This is a genomic window from Sediminicola sp. 1XM1-17 (genome assembly GCF_037203765.1).
Classification (GTDB): domain Bacteria; phylum Bacteroidota; class Bacteroidia; order Flavobacteriales; family Flavobacteriaceae; genus Sediminicola.
Genome location: NZ_JBBCAS010000007.1, coordinates 240,139 through 256,014 on the forward strand (window position 1 = coordinate 240,139; position 15,876 = coordinate 256,014).

General features: G+C 41.4%; 10 protein-coding genes and 1 tRNA gene. 3 read left to right on the forward strand and 8 right to left on the reverse strand.

Going from position 1 to position 15,876, the window contains the following annotated elements:
* The first annotated feature begins 221 nt into the window (after positions 1–221).
* A tRNA-Arg gene (locus WAA86_RS12300) sits at positions 222–295 on the forward strand.
* Between the two features lie 598 nt (positions 296–893).
* On the opposite strand, the gene WAA86_RS12305 is transcribed toward WAA86_RS12300, so the two are convergent.
* Together WAA86_RS12305 and WAA86_RS12310 are read right to left on the reverse strand one after the other, a co-directional pair.
* Complete coding sequence (locus WAA86_RS12305) at positions 894–1,118, reverse strand: hypothetical protein (protein ID WP_337301306.1); 225 nt, start codon at positions 1,116–1,118, stop codon at positions 894–896.
* A 191-nt stretch (positions 1,119–1,309) separates the two neighbouring features.
* Positions 1,310–2,149 (reverse strand): universal stress protein, encoded by an 840-nt coding sequence (locus WAA86_RS12310; protein WP_337301307.1) that lies wholly within the window; start codon positions 2,147–2,149, stop codon positions 1,310–1,312.
* A gap of 176 nt (positions 2,150–2,325) precedes the next feature.
* On the opposite strand from WAA86_RS12310, the gene WAA86_RS12315 reads away from it, so the two are divergent.
* Together WAA86_RS12315 and WAA86_RS12320 are read left to right on the forward strand one after the other, a co-directional pair.
* Entirely contained in the window at positions 2,326–2,883 is a 558-nt protein-coding gene (locus tag WAA86_RS12315; protein ID WP_337301308.1) for a YeeE/YedE family protein, read from the forward strand.
* A gap of 2 nt (positions 2,884–2,885) precedes the next feature.
* Positions 2,886–3,299: a DUF6691 family protein gene (locus WAA86_RS12320; RefSeq protein WP_337301309.1), complete on the forward strand. Its 414-nt coding sequence runs from the start codon at positions 2,886–2,888 to the stop codon at positions 3,297–3,299.
* 190 nt (positions 3,300–3,489) lie between these two features.
* Here the strand turns inward: WAA86_RS12320 and WAA86_RS12325 are convergent, their stop codons facing one another.
* The 6 genes from WAA86_RS12325 to WAA86_RS12350 form a co-directional block, all read right to left on the reverse strand.
* Positions 3,490–6,951 (reverse strand): hypothetical protein, encoded by a 3,462-nt coding sequence (locus WAA86_RS12325; protein WP_337301310.1) that lies wholly within the window; start codon positions 6,949–6,951, stop codon positions 3,490–3,492.
* 92 nt (positions 6,952–7,043) lie between these two features.
* Complete coding sequence (locus WAA86_RS12330; RefSeq protein WP_337301311.1) at positions 7,044–8,357, reverse strand: glycoside hydrolase family 2 TIM barrel-domain containing protein; 1,314 nt, start codon at positions 8,355–8,357, stop codon at positions 7,044–7,046.
* A gap of 9 nt (positions 8,358–8,366) precedes the next feature.
* A complete protein-coding gene (locus tag WAA86_RS12335) occupies positions 8,367–9,905 on the reverse strand; it encodes a sugar porter family MFS transporter (protein WP_337301312.1) in 1,539 nt (512 codons plus the stop codon).
* 133 nt (positions 9,906–10,038) lie between these two features.
* Positions 10,039–11,673 (reverse strand): family 16 glycosylhydrolase, encoded by a 1,635-nt coding sequence (locus tag WAA86_RS12340; protein WP_337301313.1) that lies wholly within the window; start codon positions 11,671–11,673, stop codon positions 10,039–10,041.
* A gap of 12 nt (positions 11,674–11,685) precedes the next feature.
* Positions 11,686–14,382 carry a hypothetical protein gene (locus WAA86_RS12345; RefSeq protein ID WP_337301314.1) on the reverse strand — a complete coding sequence of 899 codons (2,697 nt, stop codon included), beginning with the start codon at positions 14,380–14,382 and terminating at the stop codon, positions 11,686–11,688.
* Between the two features lie 20 nt (positions 14,383–14,402).
* Complete coding sequence (locus WAA86_RS12350) at positions 14,403–15,869, reverse strand: RagB/SusD family nutrient uptake outer membrane protein (protein WP_337301315.1); 1,467 nt, start codon at positions 15,867–15,869, stop codon at positions 14,403–14,405.
* Positions 15,870–15,876 lie beyond the last annotated feature (7 nt).

A 15,876-nucleotide genomic window follows, 5' to 3' on the forward strand; every position in this document is an offset into this window, starting at 1 on the left:
TATGGTACAAAGTGGCCTCTTTGCCGATTGACCTTTAATTGGATTTGTACAAAAATAGACAGTTGGTACCGTATTCCATGCAAAATCCCAAAAAAGTCCTCTACCAAGTTCTTGAAAATCCTCTAAAAAATCTTATTTTCATTACTTTTTGCATTTGTTCTTTGCTGTAATTACAAAAAGAAATATATTTGCAGCCCGTTAGCGCGGAAATCGCTAAAAAAGGCCTCGTGGCGCAACTGAATAGCGCATCTGATTACGGCTCAGAAGGTTACAGGTTTGAATCCTGTCGAGGTCACGAATAAATCAACAAATGTTGAAAACGAAGCAAGCTAAAAAACATAGCTTGCTTTTGTTTTTTAGTGCAGTGAGTTTTCTTTTGTTGATTTTCAAAGCGGAGCTTTGTCAGGAAAACCGAAGGTAATCCTGTTACAAAACAGCTATCATACGACCCTTTGTCCCTCTATCAACTGGATGTACATAGCATGATTTTCAAAGCGGAGCTTTGTCAGGAAGGGCGGAGCCAATCCTGATTCTGATCCCCGTTGAATTTTCTTTTTTATTTGTGGGTGGACTTGGAGTGCCTAACAGTTGATTTTCAAAGCGGAGCTTTGCAGGAAGGGCGGAGCCAATCCTGATTCTGATCCCCGATGGATTTTCTTTTTTTTTGTGGGTGGACTTGGAGTGCCTAACAGTTGATTTTCAAAGCGGAGCTTTGTCAGGAAAACCGAAGGTAATCCTGTTACAAAACAGCTCTCGTACTACCCTTTGGCCCTCAATCAACTGGATGTACATAGCATGATTTTCAAAGGGGAGCTTTGTCAGGAAAACCGAAGGTAATCCTATGAAAGTCCTATCCTTTGCAAAAGGTAAACCCAGAAAAGAAGATCGGATTCCTATCTTGAAATAGCATAGCGCAAGATGAGCATGAGTACGCCTAAATAAAAGGTCAACACACCAACAACCCCCAAAAACTTACCGAACAAACCTTTAAAACGTTGTTTTTTAGGTTTTTCCATAACATTAGTGGTGGAATGCAACTTTATTTTTTCCAAAATCCTATAGGCTATCACGGCAATTATGGCCCCTATAATCATCAGAAAAATACCCTTGGAAATCATACCTATGCCCTTTTTAAACGAGGATCATCTCAACTCGTACGAGGCACAAATGTACCTAAGTTAACATCAATGGCATGGGGTATTATCTATATTTTAACAAGGAAAATTACCAGGGTACTGCTCCTAAAAAAAACCGATCAAAAATAATTTTGATCGGGTTATCCTATTTTTAGCCATGATGCTACGACTTCTTACAGATTGGATTGGTTAAAGCTCAAAAGCGGAGTGGGAATATGACCCTCCAACTTTTTAACCATACTGGTATGGAAAAGTTTGTTTAAAAAACCTTTTTCCTCACGCTGTAAAAGCACTAACAAATCTGCCCCAAGCTGCTCCACCTGATTTTTTAATTCGGCCTCAATGTGATCTGAAAAAACTAACTTAAAATCAATCTTTGCATACGACACTTTTTGCTGCAACATATCCTTGAACCATTCCATTTGCTCCTTTCCGGCATATTCCTTTTCTGTTGAAATATGGACCACATGAATTTTGGCATCTAGGACATTTGCCAATGGAACCAGTTTTTTGATTGCCGCAATATCGGCCTCCATAAAATCCGTGGCATACAGTATTTTCTTAATAGGGTTACTCCCGGAATTTGGCACGATCATCAAGGGACAAGATAGTTTTTCAACCAAACTCTTCCCTATATCGCCAACAAATAATCCACGCTCCGTATGCTTGTCCTTTCTACCTATGATGACCATATCGGCAGTAAGGTTCTTGGAATTTTCTACAATACCCTCCGTGATGGAATCACTTGAAACCACCTCAAATTTAATGTTTTTACCTTCCAGTCCCCCTTTGAGATGCTTGCCACAATAGGTGGCCAGAATTTCTTTTTGCTCCTCTAGTACATGGTATTCAATTTGCTCAGGAGGTCTAGAAACCATAACCCGAATTGGATCCATTTCATGGGTATTGAATACCACCAGCTGTGCTCCCAATTTGGAACTCAACTCATAGGCATAACGGAGAACGGGTGCAGAATTTTCAGTTCGATCTGTAGCATAAAATATAACCTTCATTGTAATCTATTTTAGGAATCTAAATCTATTGGCTTTCTTAGAGTCTACCAATGACAATGGTCATACAACCATATAAAATGTGTATTTACAGGCCCCTAAACAATATGCCTCTTGTGTAACCATTATTACATAGTCGTTCTAAATTTCCACTTATATTTGCACAAATTATTTTAGCTATGGATTTTATTTTACAACCTTGGCCTTGGTATGTTTCAGGGCCACTTATAGCCTTGGTCATGTTGCTGTTGATTTATTTCGGTAGGACTTTTGGCATGTCCTCCAATCTAAGAACGTTATGTACCATTGGTGGCGCGGGCAAATATTCGGACTTCTTTAGGTTTGATTGGAAGGCCCAACGTTGGAACCTCACGGTGGTCCTGGGAGCCATTATTGGCGGTTTTGTTGCTACCCAATTCCTCTCTGACGGTTCCGTGATCGCATTGAGCGAAGAGACCATTTCAGATCTAAGGAATTTCGGATGGACCAACATTGGGGAAACACTTTTACCGGCCGAAATTTACAGTTGGGAGAATGCACTGAGCTTAAAAGGATTATCTATCCTGATCATCGGTGGCTTTCTTGTTGGTTTTGGTACCCGTTATGCTGGAGGATGTACTTCCGGACATGCCATTACAGGTCTAAGCAATCTACAACTGCCTTCCCTTATCGCAGTTATCGGATTCTTTATCGGTGGACTGATCATGACCCATTTTATTTTACCATTAATATTTTAAGCATGAAGTTTTTAAAATTTTTGTTCGTCGGCATATTTTTCGGTATCGTTTTGGTCAAATCCGAGGCAGTTTCTTGGTATCGTATTTTTGAAATGTTCAAGTTCCAATCCTTTCACATGTACGGCATTATAGGTTCCGCGGTATTTTTGGGAGTTTTAGGGGTTTGGCTGATCAAAAAGTTTAAGGTACATAGTACCGAAGGCAAAGAGATCTTTTTACCTCCAAAAGACAAGAGTTTCGCTCGTTACATGTTGGGAGGTACCATTTTTGGATTGGGATGGGCTTTGGCAGGAGCATGTCCAGGACCCATGTACATTCTTTTGGGAACCGGAGTTTTCACCATGTTGATCCTTATTGCTGCGGCCTTATTGGGGACTTTTGTCTATGGGATCCTTCGAAATAAACTTCCACATTAAACTGGTAATGGAATCCAAGATCAGCGGATGGAAATTTTGAGGTTGACCTCATACCTTTAATCCACATTCCAGTCGCATCCGTGACATACTGTTTTAAGGTGCATTACAATAACAATGATCCCTTGGCACTAGAATCATTTGTTCAAAGTGCCAAGGGATCAATTTATGTTGGTAACGATGAGCTATTTTATTAAAGCTTATCCAAGGCCACCCGTATTTGCGCAATAACATCCTTTCTTTCAAAAATTTGTCTACTGGTGGGTTCGTCCAACAGGGGTTCCCCAAAGTTGTCCGAGGTACCATCCTTATAAAGTATTTCTAGACCAGGTTTACCACCAAGCTCATAGACTACAGGAATCTGACAATAGGTGAATGCAAAGGAATTTTTAGGCAACTGAAGCTTTTTTTCATTTTTTTCCACATCAAAATAGTCCATGGTAGCTTCTTCTTTAAAGAACTCTTCTTTCTTCAAAAGTTTTGGGTTAAAGGACAATTTGCCAGACTCAACACGTATTCCCAATTCTCCAAATCTGCTCAGAATATCTTCTTTCACCTGCCCGGTCATTCCAGGTTGTTGGGCTCCTTTGCTCGCAGGGGTATGGGAATATGGATCGGTTGGAAAGGCTCCGTAGTGTTCGGGGGATTTATGAACTCCAATGCCCTCACTAATTTCGTAGTAATGCTTTTTCAATCCGTTGACCACCTCGCTGCCAGCATTATCTTCAATGGCATTTAAACAGCATTCCTGTACAGCCAACAACAATTTGGAGACCATATGCCAATAAATGGAACCTAAGCCCTCATAACCGAAAAAGGTTCCAGATCTTCCAGTAAAGGATTTATGATCGAAAATCTCTTCGAATATGTCCAACAATAGTTTTCTGTCCTTGGCTACTAATTCCTGGTATTGTTCCGGTAATTTTTCCAAGGCATCCTTTAAACTATTCGCGTTGTTAAAAGAACCATTAAAATGATACGCCCCATTAATATCCCGCTCTATTACTTTGGTATTACCGTCCTTCATTAATTGAAGTGCCAACTCGGATTTCTTGATCCTTTCCGCCGGAATGTTGTTCTTGGCCACAAACCTGGAAAGTTCCTTATTGGGATAGAGGATATAACTGGACTGATCCTTCCTGTACAATCTACTTTCCTTCAGGGCATCCAGCACCTGCAATGCCTGCTCGGAGGATATGCAATCGGAAGCCAAAACAGCTACCTGCCCTTCCAACATTTCCGTTAAATAGGAGACAGAAATTTCATTATCGTTCTCAACACTCATTAAATTATAAGAGTGGTAGAGGTTATCAGCTCGCTTATTCGCTTGTATGGAATGGTCCAGATAAGCGATCATCACATCAAAAAATGAGGTGAGCTCCGATTTGGTCAATGATTTCTTTGTACCCGTGAAACCTTCTTGGTAGATCCTTGATCTAAAGGCACCACCTGCCATTCCCAGGCCATCTACGATTGTTTTTCTATCTGCATTGGAAATCTTCCCTTTCAATACGTGCTTGGACCCTTCTAGGGTAGTGAAGATTTCATGGAATAGTTCAATTACCTCCTCTGAAATGGCAACATCATTGATGTTTGTATCTTCGGTAAGCCCTTTAAAGAACTTCAAAAATCTCCTCAAATAGAACAGCGTCACCATGGACACTCCATTCCCTACCAAGGCATTGTTGGCATCATTCCATTCCGGTCTTTGGGTATTTAACCAAATACCCCCTTCCGGAATAAAATTGGAGCATTTGGCCAATGCTGTGGCCAAGAGCTTTTCAATAAAATTGACCCTGTATATGGCCTTGCTTTGATCTAGTAAAAGAAGTCCATCTGCCCCGAGCTCTTTCTTCCTTCCATGTAGAATATGATCCAATTTATCATCGAATACAATGGTATCTTTTGGATTATTCAAAATATCCGAATAACCTTTGATTTTATAAGGAACATTGGCATACACAAAAACATCTTCGTTAAAGTAGCTTGCCAAGGTATTGGGATAATAGTCCTCTATAAACTCCAAGAATTTCAATAGATAGACAATCTGGTGATCGCCCCAATAGCCAATAAAGGAGAACGGGTCTTCGGGTTCTATGACTTCCCAATCAAAACCTCCTTTGGTAACACGGTAGGGGTTGTACCCATCAAAGGTGGAAGCGTTCAAGAATTTGAAGATCATGCTTTCCATAAATTCCGGATAGGAATGTGCCAAGGCCTCCCAATTCTGGAAGATATCTCTCCAGTTACCCTCATAATCCAACACCTTGGAACCGTCTTCCTCACTTCTGGTATTTATGGAGAACTTGTTCCATGGCCTACTTGGATCCCCATGCCTCCTACTGAATTTCAGTGGCATATACTCCATACAAAGTCGTTTAAAATCCGGATCCTTATGTTCTTGGACCAAGGATTTTAGGTGCGACAACGAAAAAACCTCCGGAAGTTGTTTCAGCATATCACTATGTATTTTGAATACTTCCTGATTGGCCTTTTTCAAATAGGTTTTAAAATCCTGTGCTTCTATCTGATAATTATGGTCAAAAATGCCACCTCTCATGATATTGAACATCACGTTGGCAAAATGTCGGGTTGTTCTCAATTCATCTGCCGAAGCTTGAAAACCGTCCGCGCTGGCCGTCAATTCCTTGAGGTTTTTAGTACCCAGGTCAATATCTGCCTGGATCTTCTGCTGAAGGTCCTTTTCAGTTCGCAGGAGGTTGGAGATATGCGCTACATCGCTTGGGCCCTGATTGACATTGGCTACAATTATCCAGTTTTTGGACTTTTTTGCACCCAATGTTAAATCGGAATGCACAAAATAGGCCGATTTTTCAGCCTTTACATCCACTTCTTGGGACAAGGGCAGTCCTTTTCTAAAAGAATCCAACTGGCGGGAGGAAATCAGGTAGGAACAATGCTCTAAACCCAAGGACCAGGCTATGGTTGCTTTTAGGGCCTCACTCGGCTCCGATTTATCCACTATTATGGCACTAAGGGCAAAGATTCCCAGCCCAATCTCTGCCTCAAGTTCGTTTTTCTTATACGCATCCACCAAATTGCTCCTGTTATTCTGTAGGGCAGCGGATATACCATAAGGCAATATATTCTGAATTCCGTCCAAAAGGGTCACTTGCACCTCATCATTGGTATCGTTGATCAGCGCACTTTTTCTTACAAAACCATAATCATTACTCGAGTTCCAATGATATCTAAAGGTAAGCCCCAAGTCTAAGTTTGATTCTTCAAAGATTATTTTGTTACCAATTTTGTTTTTATATAAATTCCTTCGGGTATTATAGACTCCTTTTTGGTTCTCTGAAAAAGGTTCCCACAAAACCGTTTTATCACTTAGGTGGGCCTGAACCATTGTTTTGCTTCCAGTCACATCTGCAGACTCTGTAATTTTATCATCTGTATAATATGGAAAAAGTGCCATATCACTGTCCTTTCTCCCTGCGGTTATCCCTCCATTGCTTGCCAGGAACATCCAATGATTCGAGTCACTCACAATGCTCATAAAGAATGGTCTCATGGCATCGTTATTGGATATCCTATAGTATGTTTCGTTTTCAATTTCTACGTATTCTCCGCCAACCTTGTGGTCCGTAAAATGCGCTGGGTTCTTTCCTATATAAATTTGTTTTCCCATCATGGAACCTATTTTAATTGATTAAAATTCATAACCTCAATCAAATACAGCTGTATTCAATTGAGGCTTTTATACATCTAACTCTATTTGTATTTTTAGTTGACCTTGAACGGTATATTTGCCGTGCCTTCGTGATTAAAACCATCATCTGCATAAACAAACAATCTGTAATTTCCAGCTGCCGGTGTTTTAAATTTCAATGTACCATCTTTTTCCTCAATGATATCAATATTAACCGCAACTGGCCTTGCCTCGTGGTCACCCCCTTCTTTCACTTCTTCACTCTCGGGCAGCACTTCCCATCTGTAGGTAATAGGATCGTTTTCAATATCTTTTATTTTCACTTCGGCAAGATATTCCTTACCAGCATCCAAGATAACATTTTCATAGGCAGTTTTTCCTTTCAAAACAAAAGAAGCTATCTGTGGCGTCCTATTTTCCGGCCATTTTCCATTCCAAATATAATGCATCACCCCTACGGATTCTGTTTCCTTGCCATTTTCGAGAAACACCCCATACCAAGTGGGTGTCCGCTCTTGCTTGTTACCCCATAGAAAAACATAAGATCCAATGCATTGTAAGGTATCGGCAGCAATCCCTCCTTTGTAACGCTTTAGATAATTGGCTGCTTTAATGGTGCTGTTTTCTTCAATGGGTGCGCCCCACGTTGTTTTGGGAACTTCCCAATGTCCTGTGGCACCCCACTCCGTAACCATATACGGACCGTTCCACCCATATTCCCTGATCAATTTGGGCACATCGGGCAGGTCTCCATACATCTGTACGGATAAAATATCCAAATCCTGGCACCTTTCATTAATATAGGTAATTTCTTGCTGCGAAATCCCAGCCAAGGTTGTTGTGGTAGGATGGTTTGGATCCAATTCATGGATCATTTTGGAAATATCGTTTACGGCATCCCACACCTTAGGATTGGAATAATTAAGGTTTAGTTCATTTCCTATGACCCATATCAACAGGGCCGGATGATCCTTAATTTCCAAGACCTCCTTTTTTATTCGTTCTTTTTGCTCTTCAACCGCCTTTTCATCATTGTAGTCAAATCCATGTCGCTCTCTTTCCACTTCAATTCCCATGGCCACCATTAATCCATGCTCGTGGGCCTCATCCAGAACTTCCTTTGCAGATCTTTTTCCATTGTCGGTACGCCAGGTCCTAAAAGAATTTGCGTTGTGCTCGGCCAAAGCCGCCACATTACCAAATTCCAAGCCGGCACCTTTAATATAAAAAGGCTCCCCATTGACCATTAACTGAAATTTATTGCCAGATTTGGTGACCTCAACTTTGGCTGGACCTTCACTTGACTGTCCTTCCGTCTCCCCTTTTTTGGGGTCGTTCTTGCACGAAATAAACAAGCAGATACTGAGAATGTATAGTAATTGCTTCATTTTTTGATTCTATTTATTGATTAATAGTTCTTCTACCTCTTCCAAGGTTTTTCCTTTGGTCTCAATCACATAATGGTACACAAAGAATATGGCACAAAATGACAATAAGGCGTAGATGGCAAAAGTCACTGTTGGTCCAAGGTTGGACAACTCCCATGGAAAGACCTGGGTCACGGAGAAACTGATCAATGAATTGAAAAAGCCCACTACGGAAATGGCTATCCCTTTTATCTTACTAGGGAATATCTCCGAGATAAGGGTCCACATTACAGGTCCTAAGGAAATGGCAAAAGAAGCCACATAAAGAAGTATGGCGATCAGTACCAAGGTTGCATTGATAGAGATAAAATTGGTGATCTCATTGCGCTTAAATTCCAAGAACAGATCTTCATCCAATTTGGAACTGACCTCTGTAAACAATGCCGCCTGACCGTCAAACGATTGACCGTTCAAATCGGACAAAGCTACTGCGATCTCCTTATTGTTGACTTTGCCCAAGGTAGTGTCATTAAAGTTATAAGTCGCATTATTAAAGGCGAAAGTTGCCATTATAAGGGCCACGGTCATAAAGGTTGTTCCGATAAGCAAAAGAGGTTTTCTTCCCAATTTATCTATCAACCAAATGGCCACAAACGTAAAAACTAGATTGGTGAGTCCAACCACAATAGCCTGTAAAAAAGATGAATCCGTACTCCCTCCGGCCTGTTCAAAAATGGTTGGTGCATAATAGAACACCGCATTGATCCCGGTAATTTGCTGAAAAAATGCGATTCCCAGTGCAATGATCATAATGGTAGCATACTTATGCTTGAAAATATCTGACAGCTTTCCTTTTTCCTCTTTTTTGTCCAATCCTCTTTGAATTTCTGCTAGGGTAGCCACCGCATACTCTTCCCCTCCAATACGCATCAATATCTTTCTGGCCAAGGTCACCTCGTTCAGTTTAAGGATCAACCATCGTGGACTTTTAGGTACTGTAAAAAGGGCGAAAAAGTAAATTATGGCGGGTATTGCCTCTACACCTAACATCCATCGCCAGCTATCCTCGCCCAAATTCACTAAAAAGTAATTGGAAAAATAGGCCACGGAGATACCTATAACAATATTCAATTGGTTGAAGGAAACCAAGCTACCTCTTAGTTTTGGTGGTGCAATCTCCGCAATATAGATCGGAGCAATTAAAATTGCTCCTCCAATTCCCACACCACCAATTATTCTGGCAATGATGAACTCGGTATATCCTGTTGCAAAGGCTGACCATATAGCTGAAATAGAGAATAAGGCTGCAATTACGATCAACAAATTTTTACGTCCATATCGATCACTTAGTGGTCCTGCCGCCAAGTTCCCGGCCATGGCTCCGAATACGACACAGCCCACGGCAAAGCCAAGCTGCCACTCGGTCATTTCAAAATAAAGGGTAATTCCTTTTACCGCTCCTGAGATAACGGCACTATCAAATCCCAATAAAAAACCACCAAGAGCAACGATCAGGCTGATCAGGATAGTATAGGACTTGTTCATTTTTTCGGTAACTTCATTTTTCATTTTTGGTTGGTGTTAGTTTGGTTTCTTTGGATATCGAAAATACAATTTCCTTTTGAATCACAAAATCTTAAATAAACGATAAGGCCCAAGATGGTAGGCCTTACCGTTGGTAAAAACAAAACAACTCAAATTTTTATTGATAGACCTTGATATAATCCACTTCCATCGTATCCTGGGTAAAGTTGGGATCAATAGTCCCACCTAGTGTACCCCCCATGGCGACGTTCATTATAAAGAAGAAGTCGCTGTTAAATGGTGTAGTGGACGAATTAATAAATTCAGTATGTACGGGTTTGTCATCTACATAAAACTTAATGACATCGGCTGACCAGTCAATGGTATAGTTATGAAATTCCGATGTAGACGTGTTCAATGGCCTTGATCCGGTGGGACCATTACCCGCAGAATTACCAGGATAATGAAGGGTACTTAGAACCGTATTTTTATCCCATCCCGTTTGTTCCATTATATCCATTTCCCCGCACGTAGGCCAACCTACTGTATCAAAATTAGCTCCCAATGTCCAAATCGCAGGCCAGGTACCTGCTGTAGATGGTAGTTTGGCCCTGATCTCAAATCTTCCATAGGTGAATTCCTGCAAATTCTCAGATTTCAACCTTGCGGAAGTATAACCAGATCCTTCTTTTCTGGCAGTAATCTTAAGAACTCCATCTTCCACAATCACGTTAGATGCATTATTGGTATAAGTTTGGGCCTCCCCATTGCCCCAACCTCCTGCACCTAAATCATAGGTCCAATTAGCTGGATTTGGCACACCGGCCGTATTAAAATCATCCTCCCAAACCAGAGTGTTGAAATCCGAACCTGTCGGCTCTTCTTCCTGACCAACTGGGGTAGTAGAAAATTTCAAATACCAAGCCAGAACTGGATTTAGTGCATCCAACACCCTCACATATAATGTAGAATCCGTAATGGATAAAATCTCATAGGATGAGGATCCCACATAATACATCATAAATGCATTATTGGACAAATTGATCACAGTACCCCTAGATTCCCCTTCTGGCAAATTACTTGTAGCCGGAGATAAGTTAACCGTGCTGGTGCCAGATGTATTGAAATCCAAACAAACATCGTCACCAGATCCAGAGCCTCCTCCGACAGCGGAGTGCGCTCCGTTGAAAAAGGTTGTTCCCTTATTGTCTTGCTGATAAGTCAAGGTTCCATTGGCATTCAAGGTAAAAGTCAATTCATCATCACAAAAACAACTTGCATTGGGATCATTACATTTTTCAAATGGTGCCGCATTGTAAAAGCCAGCAAACCAGTACTGGTCCGGGAAATCATTGAATGTTCCTCCTACTCCCAAATGCCCGGGTTCTGAAGCAGCCAAATACCATTTTTTAGTTGATCCTCCGCTCAATAATTGAATGGCCTCATCATCATTAAAATCACTTCTGACTTCAATTTCAATCGTTTTTGAGGTACTTATACCGCCAGTCCCCAAAGCAACCACCGATACTTGATAAGTATTCAATCCTGTCTTGGTAAATCTTTTTGTGACTTTTCCACTTGGGGCTACTTCCGATGTTCCATCACTAAATATATATTTAAACGAAATTGCGTTATCCGATGTGGCGGTAAATACCACGGTACCGGAACCATCGTCACTGATATCCGTGGAAACAGTCAGATTCGTCGGAACTACCAACGCCTCCAAATTGGGTTCATTTTCTTGGCAGCCAAAAAGCATGGCTGCCGATAGAAAACATATTAATACACTTTTTATTTTTCTCATATTATTCATAGGTATATGATTTTATTTTCGGAAATAAACATTATCGACAAATACCGTAGTTGAGCCGAATGGTTCACCCACCAATATTAGTTGTGCAATATTAGCCCTTGTTGTAAGTCCAGTAAAATCGGACAAGGGAATATCTAGCGTAACCCATTGTCCTTGCGCTGGGCTATTGATCGTTATTTCGTGCTCTTTATCATCACCTCCTTCAAAGGCACCATCCGGTCCAAAATCTACCAGCTTAATTTTAAATTGTGTAAAATCCGATGACCAAACATCAATACTAAAATGGGTCATAGTAGTTGCGTCTATTTGAGTACTAACCGTTTCAATCCCAACAAATCCCAACGCACTATATTTTTTTGTAGCATTCCCTGCGATGTTAACATCTTCCAATGTAGCATTTGACCAATCCGTTCTCCAAGTGTCTACTGGTACATTTGTATAAACATTACTGAACATAGAAATTACATCTGCCTGAGCCCTCGTCGGAGCTGGTGCTGCAGATGTTGGGGCACTTGAAGAAGTACCTCCTCCACCACTTCCACCTGTGGAAGCGTTTCGTGTGATGTTATCAAAATAGGTAACACTTGTTGCTGTTCTATTTTCAAAATCTGGGAAAACAACCAATGCATCGATGCCATTTGCCTCTGGGGCTCCTATCTTACTTGTAAAATCGAAAGTCAATTCCTCCCACTCCCCGATTTTGGTGTTGTTGACTTTAATTTCATCTACAGTTCCTTGGCCTTTTGCCAATTTAACCCCTACAGGGCCTATTTTGTCCTTAAAAACCATCATTTTAATTACACTATTCGAGGTACTTAAGGTGTACGGTGTCTCTATGGAGGTGATCGTTCCTGCATAAGGAGCATTTGTTGGTGTAGCTGTAAGCTTGGCAACCGTACCTGAAGTATTGATTCCAGAAGCACTAGGATTCGCAACTATTTCCAAAGGAGCGGTGTCAGCCTCAAAAACAATCCATTCAGCATCAGCTCCTGTTCCTGGAGTTTCAAAATCTACAGGGAAGCTAACCTTCCCGCTAGATGATCCACCACCGGAACCATTGGCTTGGACGATATCGTCAAAATAAAAATCTTCCCCTTGTCCACCATTGTTAAAGTCAGGAAATATAATTACCCTATCGTAAGAATTGGCCGTACTGAATGCACCAAAAGTAGTTAGGTCAAATGTCAACTCTTCCCAGGCCATAGCTACGGTACTACTGGCAATAACTTCTACAACAGTACTAGGATTTCCGTTCCCGTCCGGTGGTGAGGTTGAATCTTCCATTTTAAATAAAATCTGGGTTCCTATACGTGGAGACCATACCTTCATTTTAATGGTGGTACCCGAGGCAAAATCAACTGGACCTGCTAAATCCAAACTTGCACCTGCCCATACTTGAGCTCCAGATAGTTTTTGGATCTCCAATACTTTATTACTAGTATTTATTCCAGACTTGTCTGGATTATTGATTACTGCAGCCGGTATAGGTCCGAAATCTGAAGAACCAAATCCATTCCAAGTGTAATCCAAAGTAGCTGATTCCATATTAATGGGAAGCTCTGGTTTGGCTGCTGCAGCAGCAGCCTCTTGCTTAATATCATCCCAATAAAAGGTTCCGGCCGTAGTTCCAGGACCATCCACAAACATCACCAAAGTAGCATACTTCCCAGTAGGAACAAATGGCTGTCCTCCTGGATCGTTATTGTCTATATAACTGGTTTTAGCATCATTGGCAAAATCGAAGCTCAAGTCTTCCCATCCACTACCTCCGTGGGTTACAACCACTTCATTTTGACGTTCTCCGCTTACTCCTCCTTCAAATTTTAATAAAATAGGCACAGAAACCTCAGACCACAACTTCATGGTGATCGTCTTATTGGCTCCACTAAAGTCCACCGGAGTTCCCAAATTAAAGGCTCCCCCTTCAAATTGCGCTCCTGAATTGGTAATTGCACCCACTTTAGAGGCAACTGTATTGGCTCCAGAAAGAGCTGGATTGTCCACAACCTCAAAACTGGCGCCGTTAAACGTTCCAAAAGCATAATTTACAGTAGCATTATCGAAAGTAATTGGCAACGCTACCGCATTGGAAGCTCCAGTAATTGTAACTGTTTTTGTCAATTCTACTGTAGCTGACCCTGCACCCCTTGCTACTACGCGAATGTCATATTCACCAACCTCGGCATAAACGTGTGTCGCAGATTCGGTATCCATTATTGTTGTTGGCTCTTCATTTTCAACATCACCAAAATAAACATCATAAACCGTAGCATTGTTGGCAGAAGGTGTTACAGTCACTTCAAATGGATCTGTATCCGAAACAACCGCAGTAAAGTCCAATTCTGAAGGAGCAGAAAAGGAAATGGTCACCACTCGTACCAATTCACTTGTAAGGCCGGTAACCCCAATGGCAACAACCCTTAAATTAAATTCGCCCTCCGCATATACGTGCGTTAATGTTTCTCCGGGGGCAACTTTAGAAGGAGTTTCATTCTCCATGTCTCCAAAAAACACTTCAAAAGCTGATGCGCCTTCGGCCGTAGGAGTAACGGTTACCGTTCCCGTATCATCTTGGGAAATGTTAAAAATGGCCTTTACGTTCGTAGGAGCCGATATGTCATCCAATGCATAAGATACCTCCTCTTCCGTACAGGATTGGAATACATTGATGACTAAAAATAATACCAGTAGATTCTTTATATGTTTCATTTGTCCTTAATTTAATTTTATTAATATCCTGGGTTTTGAGCCCAACGGTTTCCTGCCAATTCTATTTCTATGGAAGGAATTGGGAATAATTCATTTTTACCGGCCGTAAAGCCAGGTATAACTTGTGCAGCCCTTCCGGTTCTTACCAGATCAAAGAACCTATGTCCCTCACCGACCAATTCTACCCTTCGCTCCCTGTAGATAGCATCTGTCAAAGCAGCACCAGTAGCTACGACTGGCCCCAGCTCTGCTCTATTTCGCACTCTATTCAGATAAGTTTGAGCCTTGATATCATCAGCACCAGATTTTCTGTTGTTGGCTTCGGCAGCCATCAATAATACATCGGCAAAACGGATAGATCTGTAATTATTGGGATTGGTCAAATTGGCATCCCCTGTATTCAGATCACCTTTTCGGGCTATATATTTCCTATTATAGAAACCGGTATGCTCAAAACCTTCCACATAAGTAGCACCAGTCTGGTCAGCCCACGCGACTATGTCCAAGATGGCGACATCCCTTCTGATATCCCCAGCTTCAAAAGCATCATAAGCTTCTTGTGTAGGAACATTGAAACTAAAACCAGAATCAAAATCCGGACCGGTATAGTTACGGATCCCGTTGAAACCAACGGCTACGTTTCCTTCACTACATTGCAGGCATCCAAATCCCGCACCTTCCACATCGGTATACTGTACCTCAAAAACGGATTCTATATTGTTCTCCCCGGCCTGTTCAAAAATGGAGTTATAATCGGTCACCAAATCATAAGGTCCGGTATTGATCACTTCCTCCAAAACCGTAGCGGCCTCTGAAAATTTATCTTGGTATAAATACACTTTACCCAATAATGCTTGGGCAGCTCCTTTGGTTACCCGTCCTGTTTCGGACTGCACTGCCGGTAAATTGGCTGCCGCAAAAATAAGGTCCAACTCAATTTGGGCATACACTTCAGCTTTAGGGGTACGCTCCACAATGTCCTGGTCCCCAAACAACAAACGTTTGTCCACTGACAATGGAACATCTCCGAACCACTTCACCAATTCAAAATAATAATAGGCCCTAAGGAATGTAGCCTCTGCAAGAACTTGTTCCTTACCTGCAAAATCTGTCTTATCCTTAAATTCCAAAATGTAATTGGCACGATTGACACCGGCAAACATCCAACTCCAGATATCTCGTAGTTGGGCATTTAGAGGAGTATGTGACATATTGTCCACCTCCTGTATTCCCGGAACGTCGGTAGCGCTTTCTCCTCCTGCCAAGGTATTGTCTGATGCAATCTCACCCAACATCACGTTCAAGTAAGTAGATTGCAATAGATCATACGCCCCGATCAAGGCACTTTGGTAATCTTCCTCCGAATTGAAAAAACTTTCTGAATCCTCATCAAAAGAGTCCACATCTACAAAGGAATCGCTACAAGAGATAGCTACAGCCCCTATCAGGAATGCGATAATTGAAGATTTCAATATTTTATATTTCATAATCATA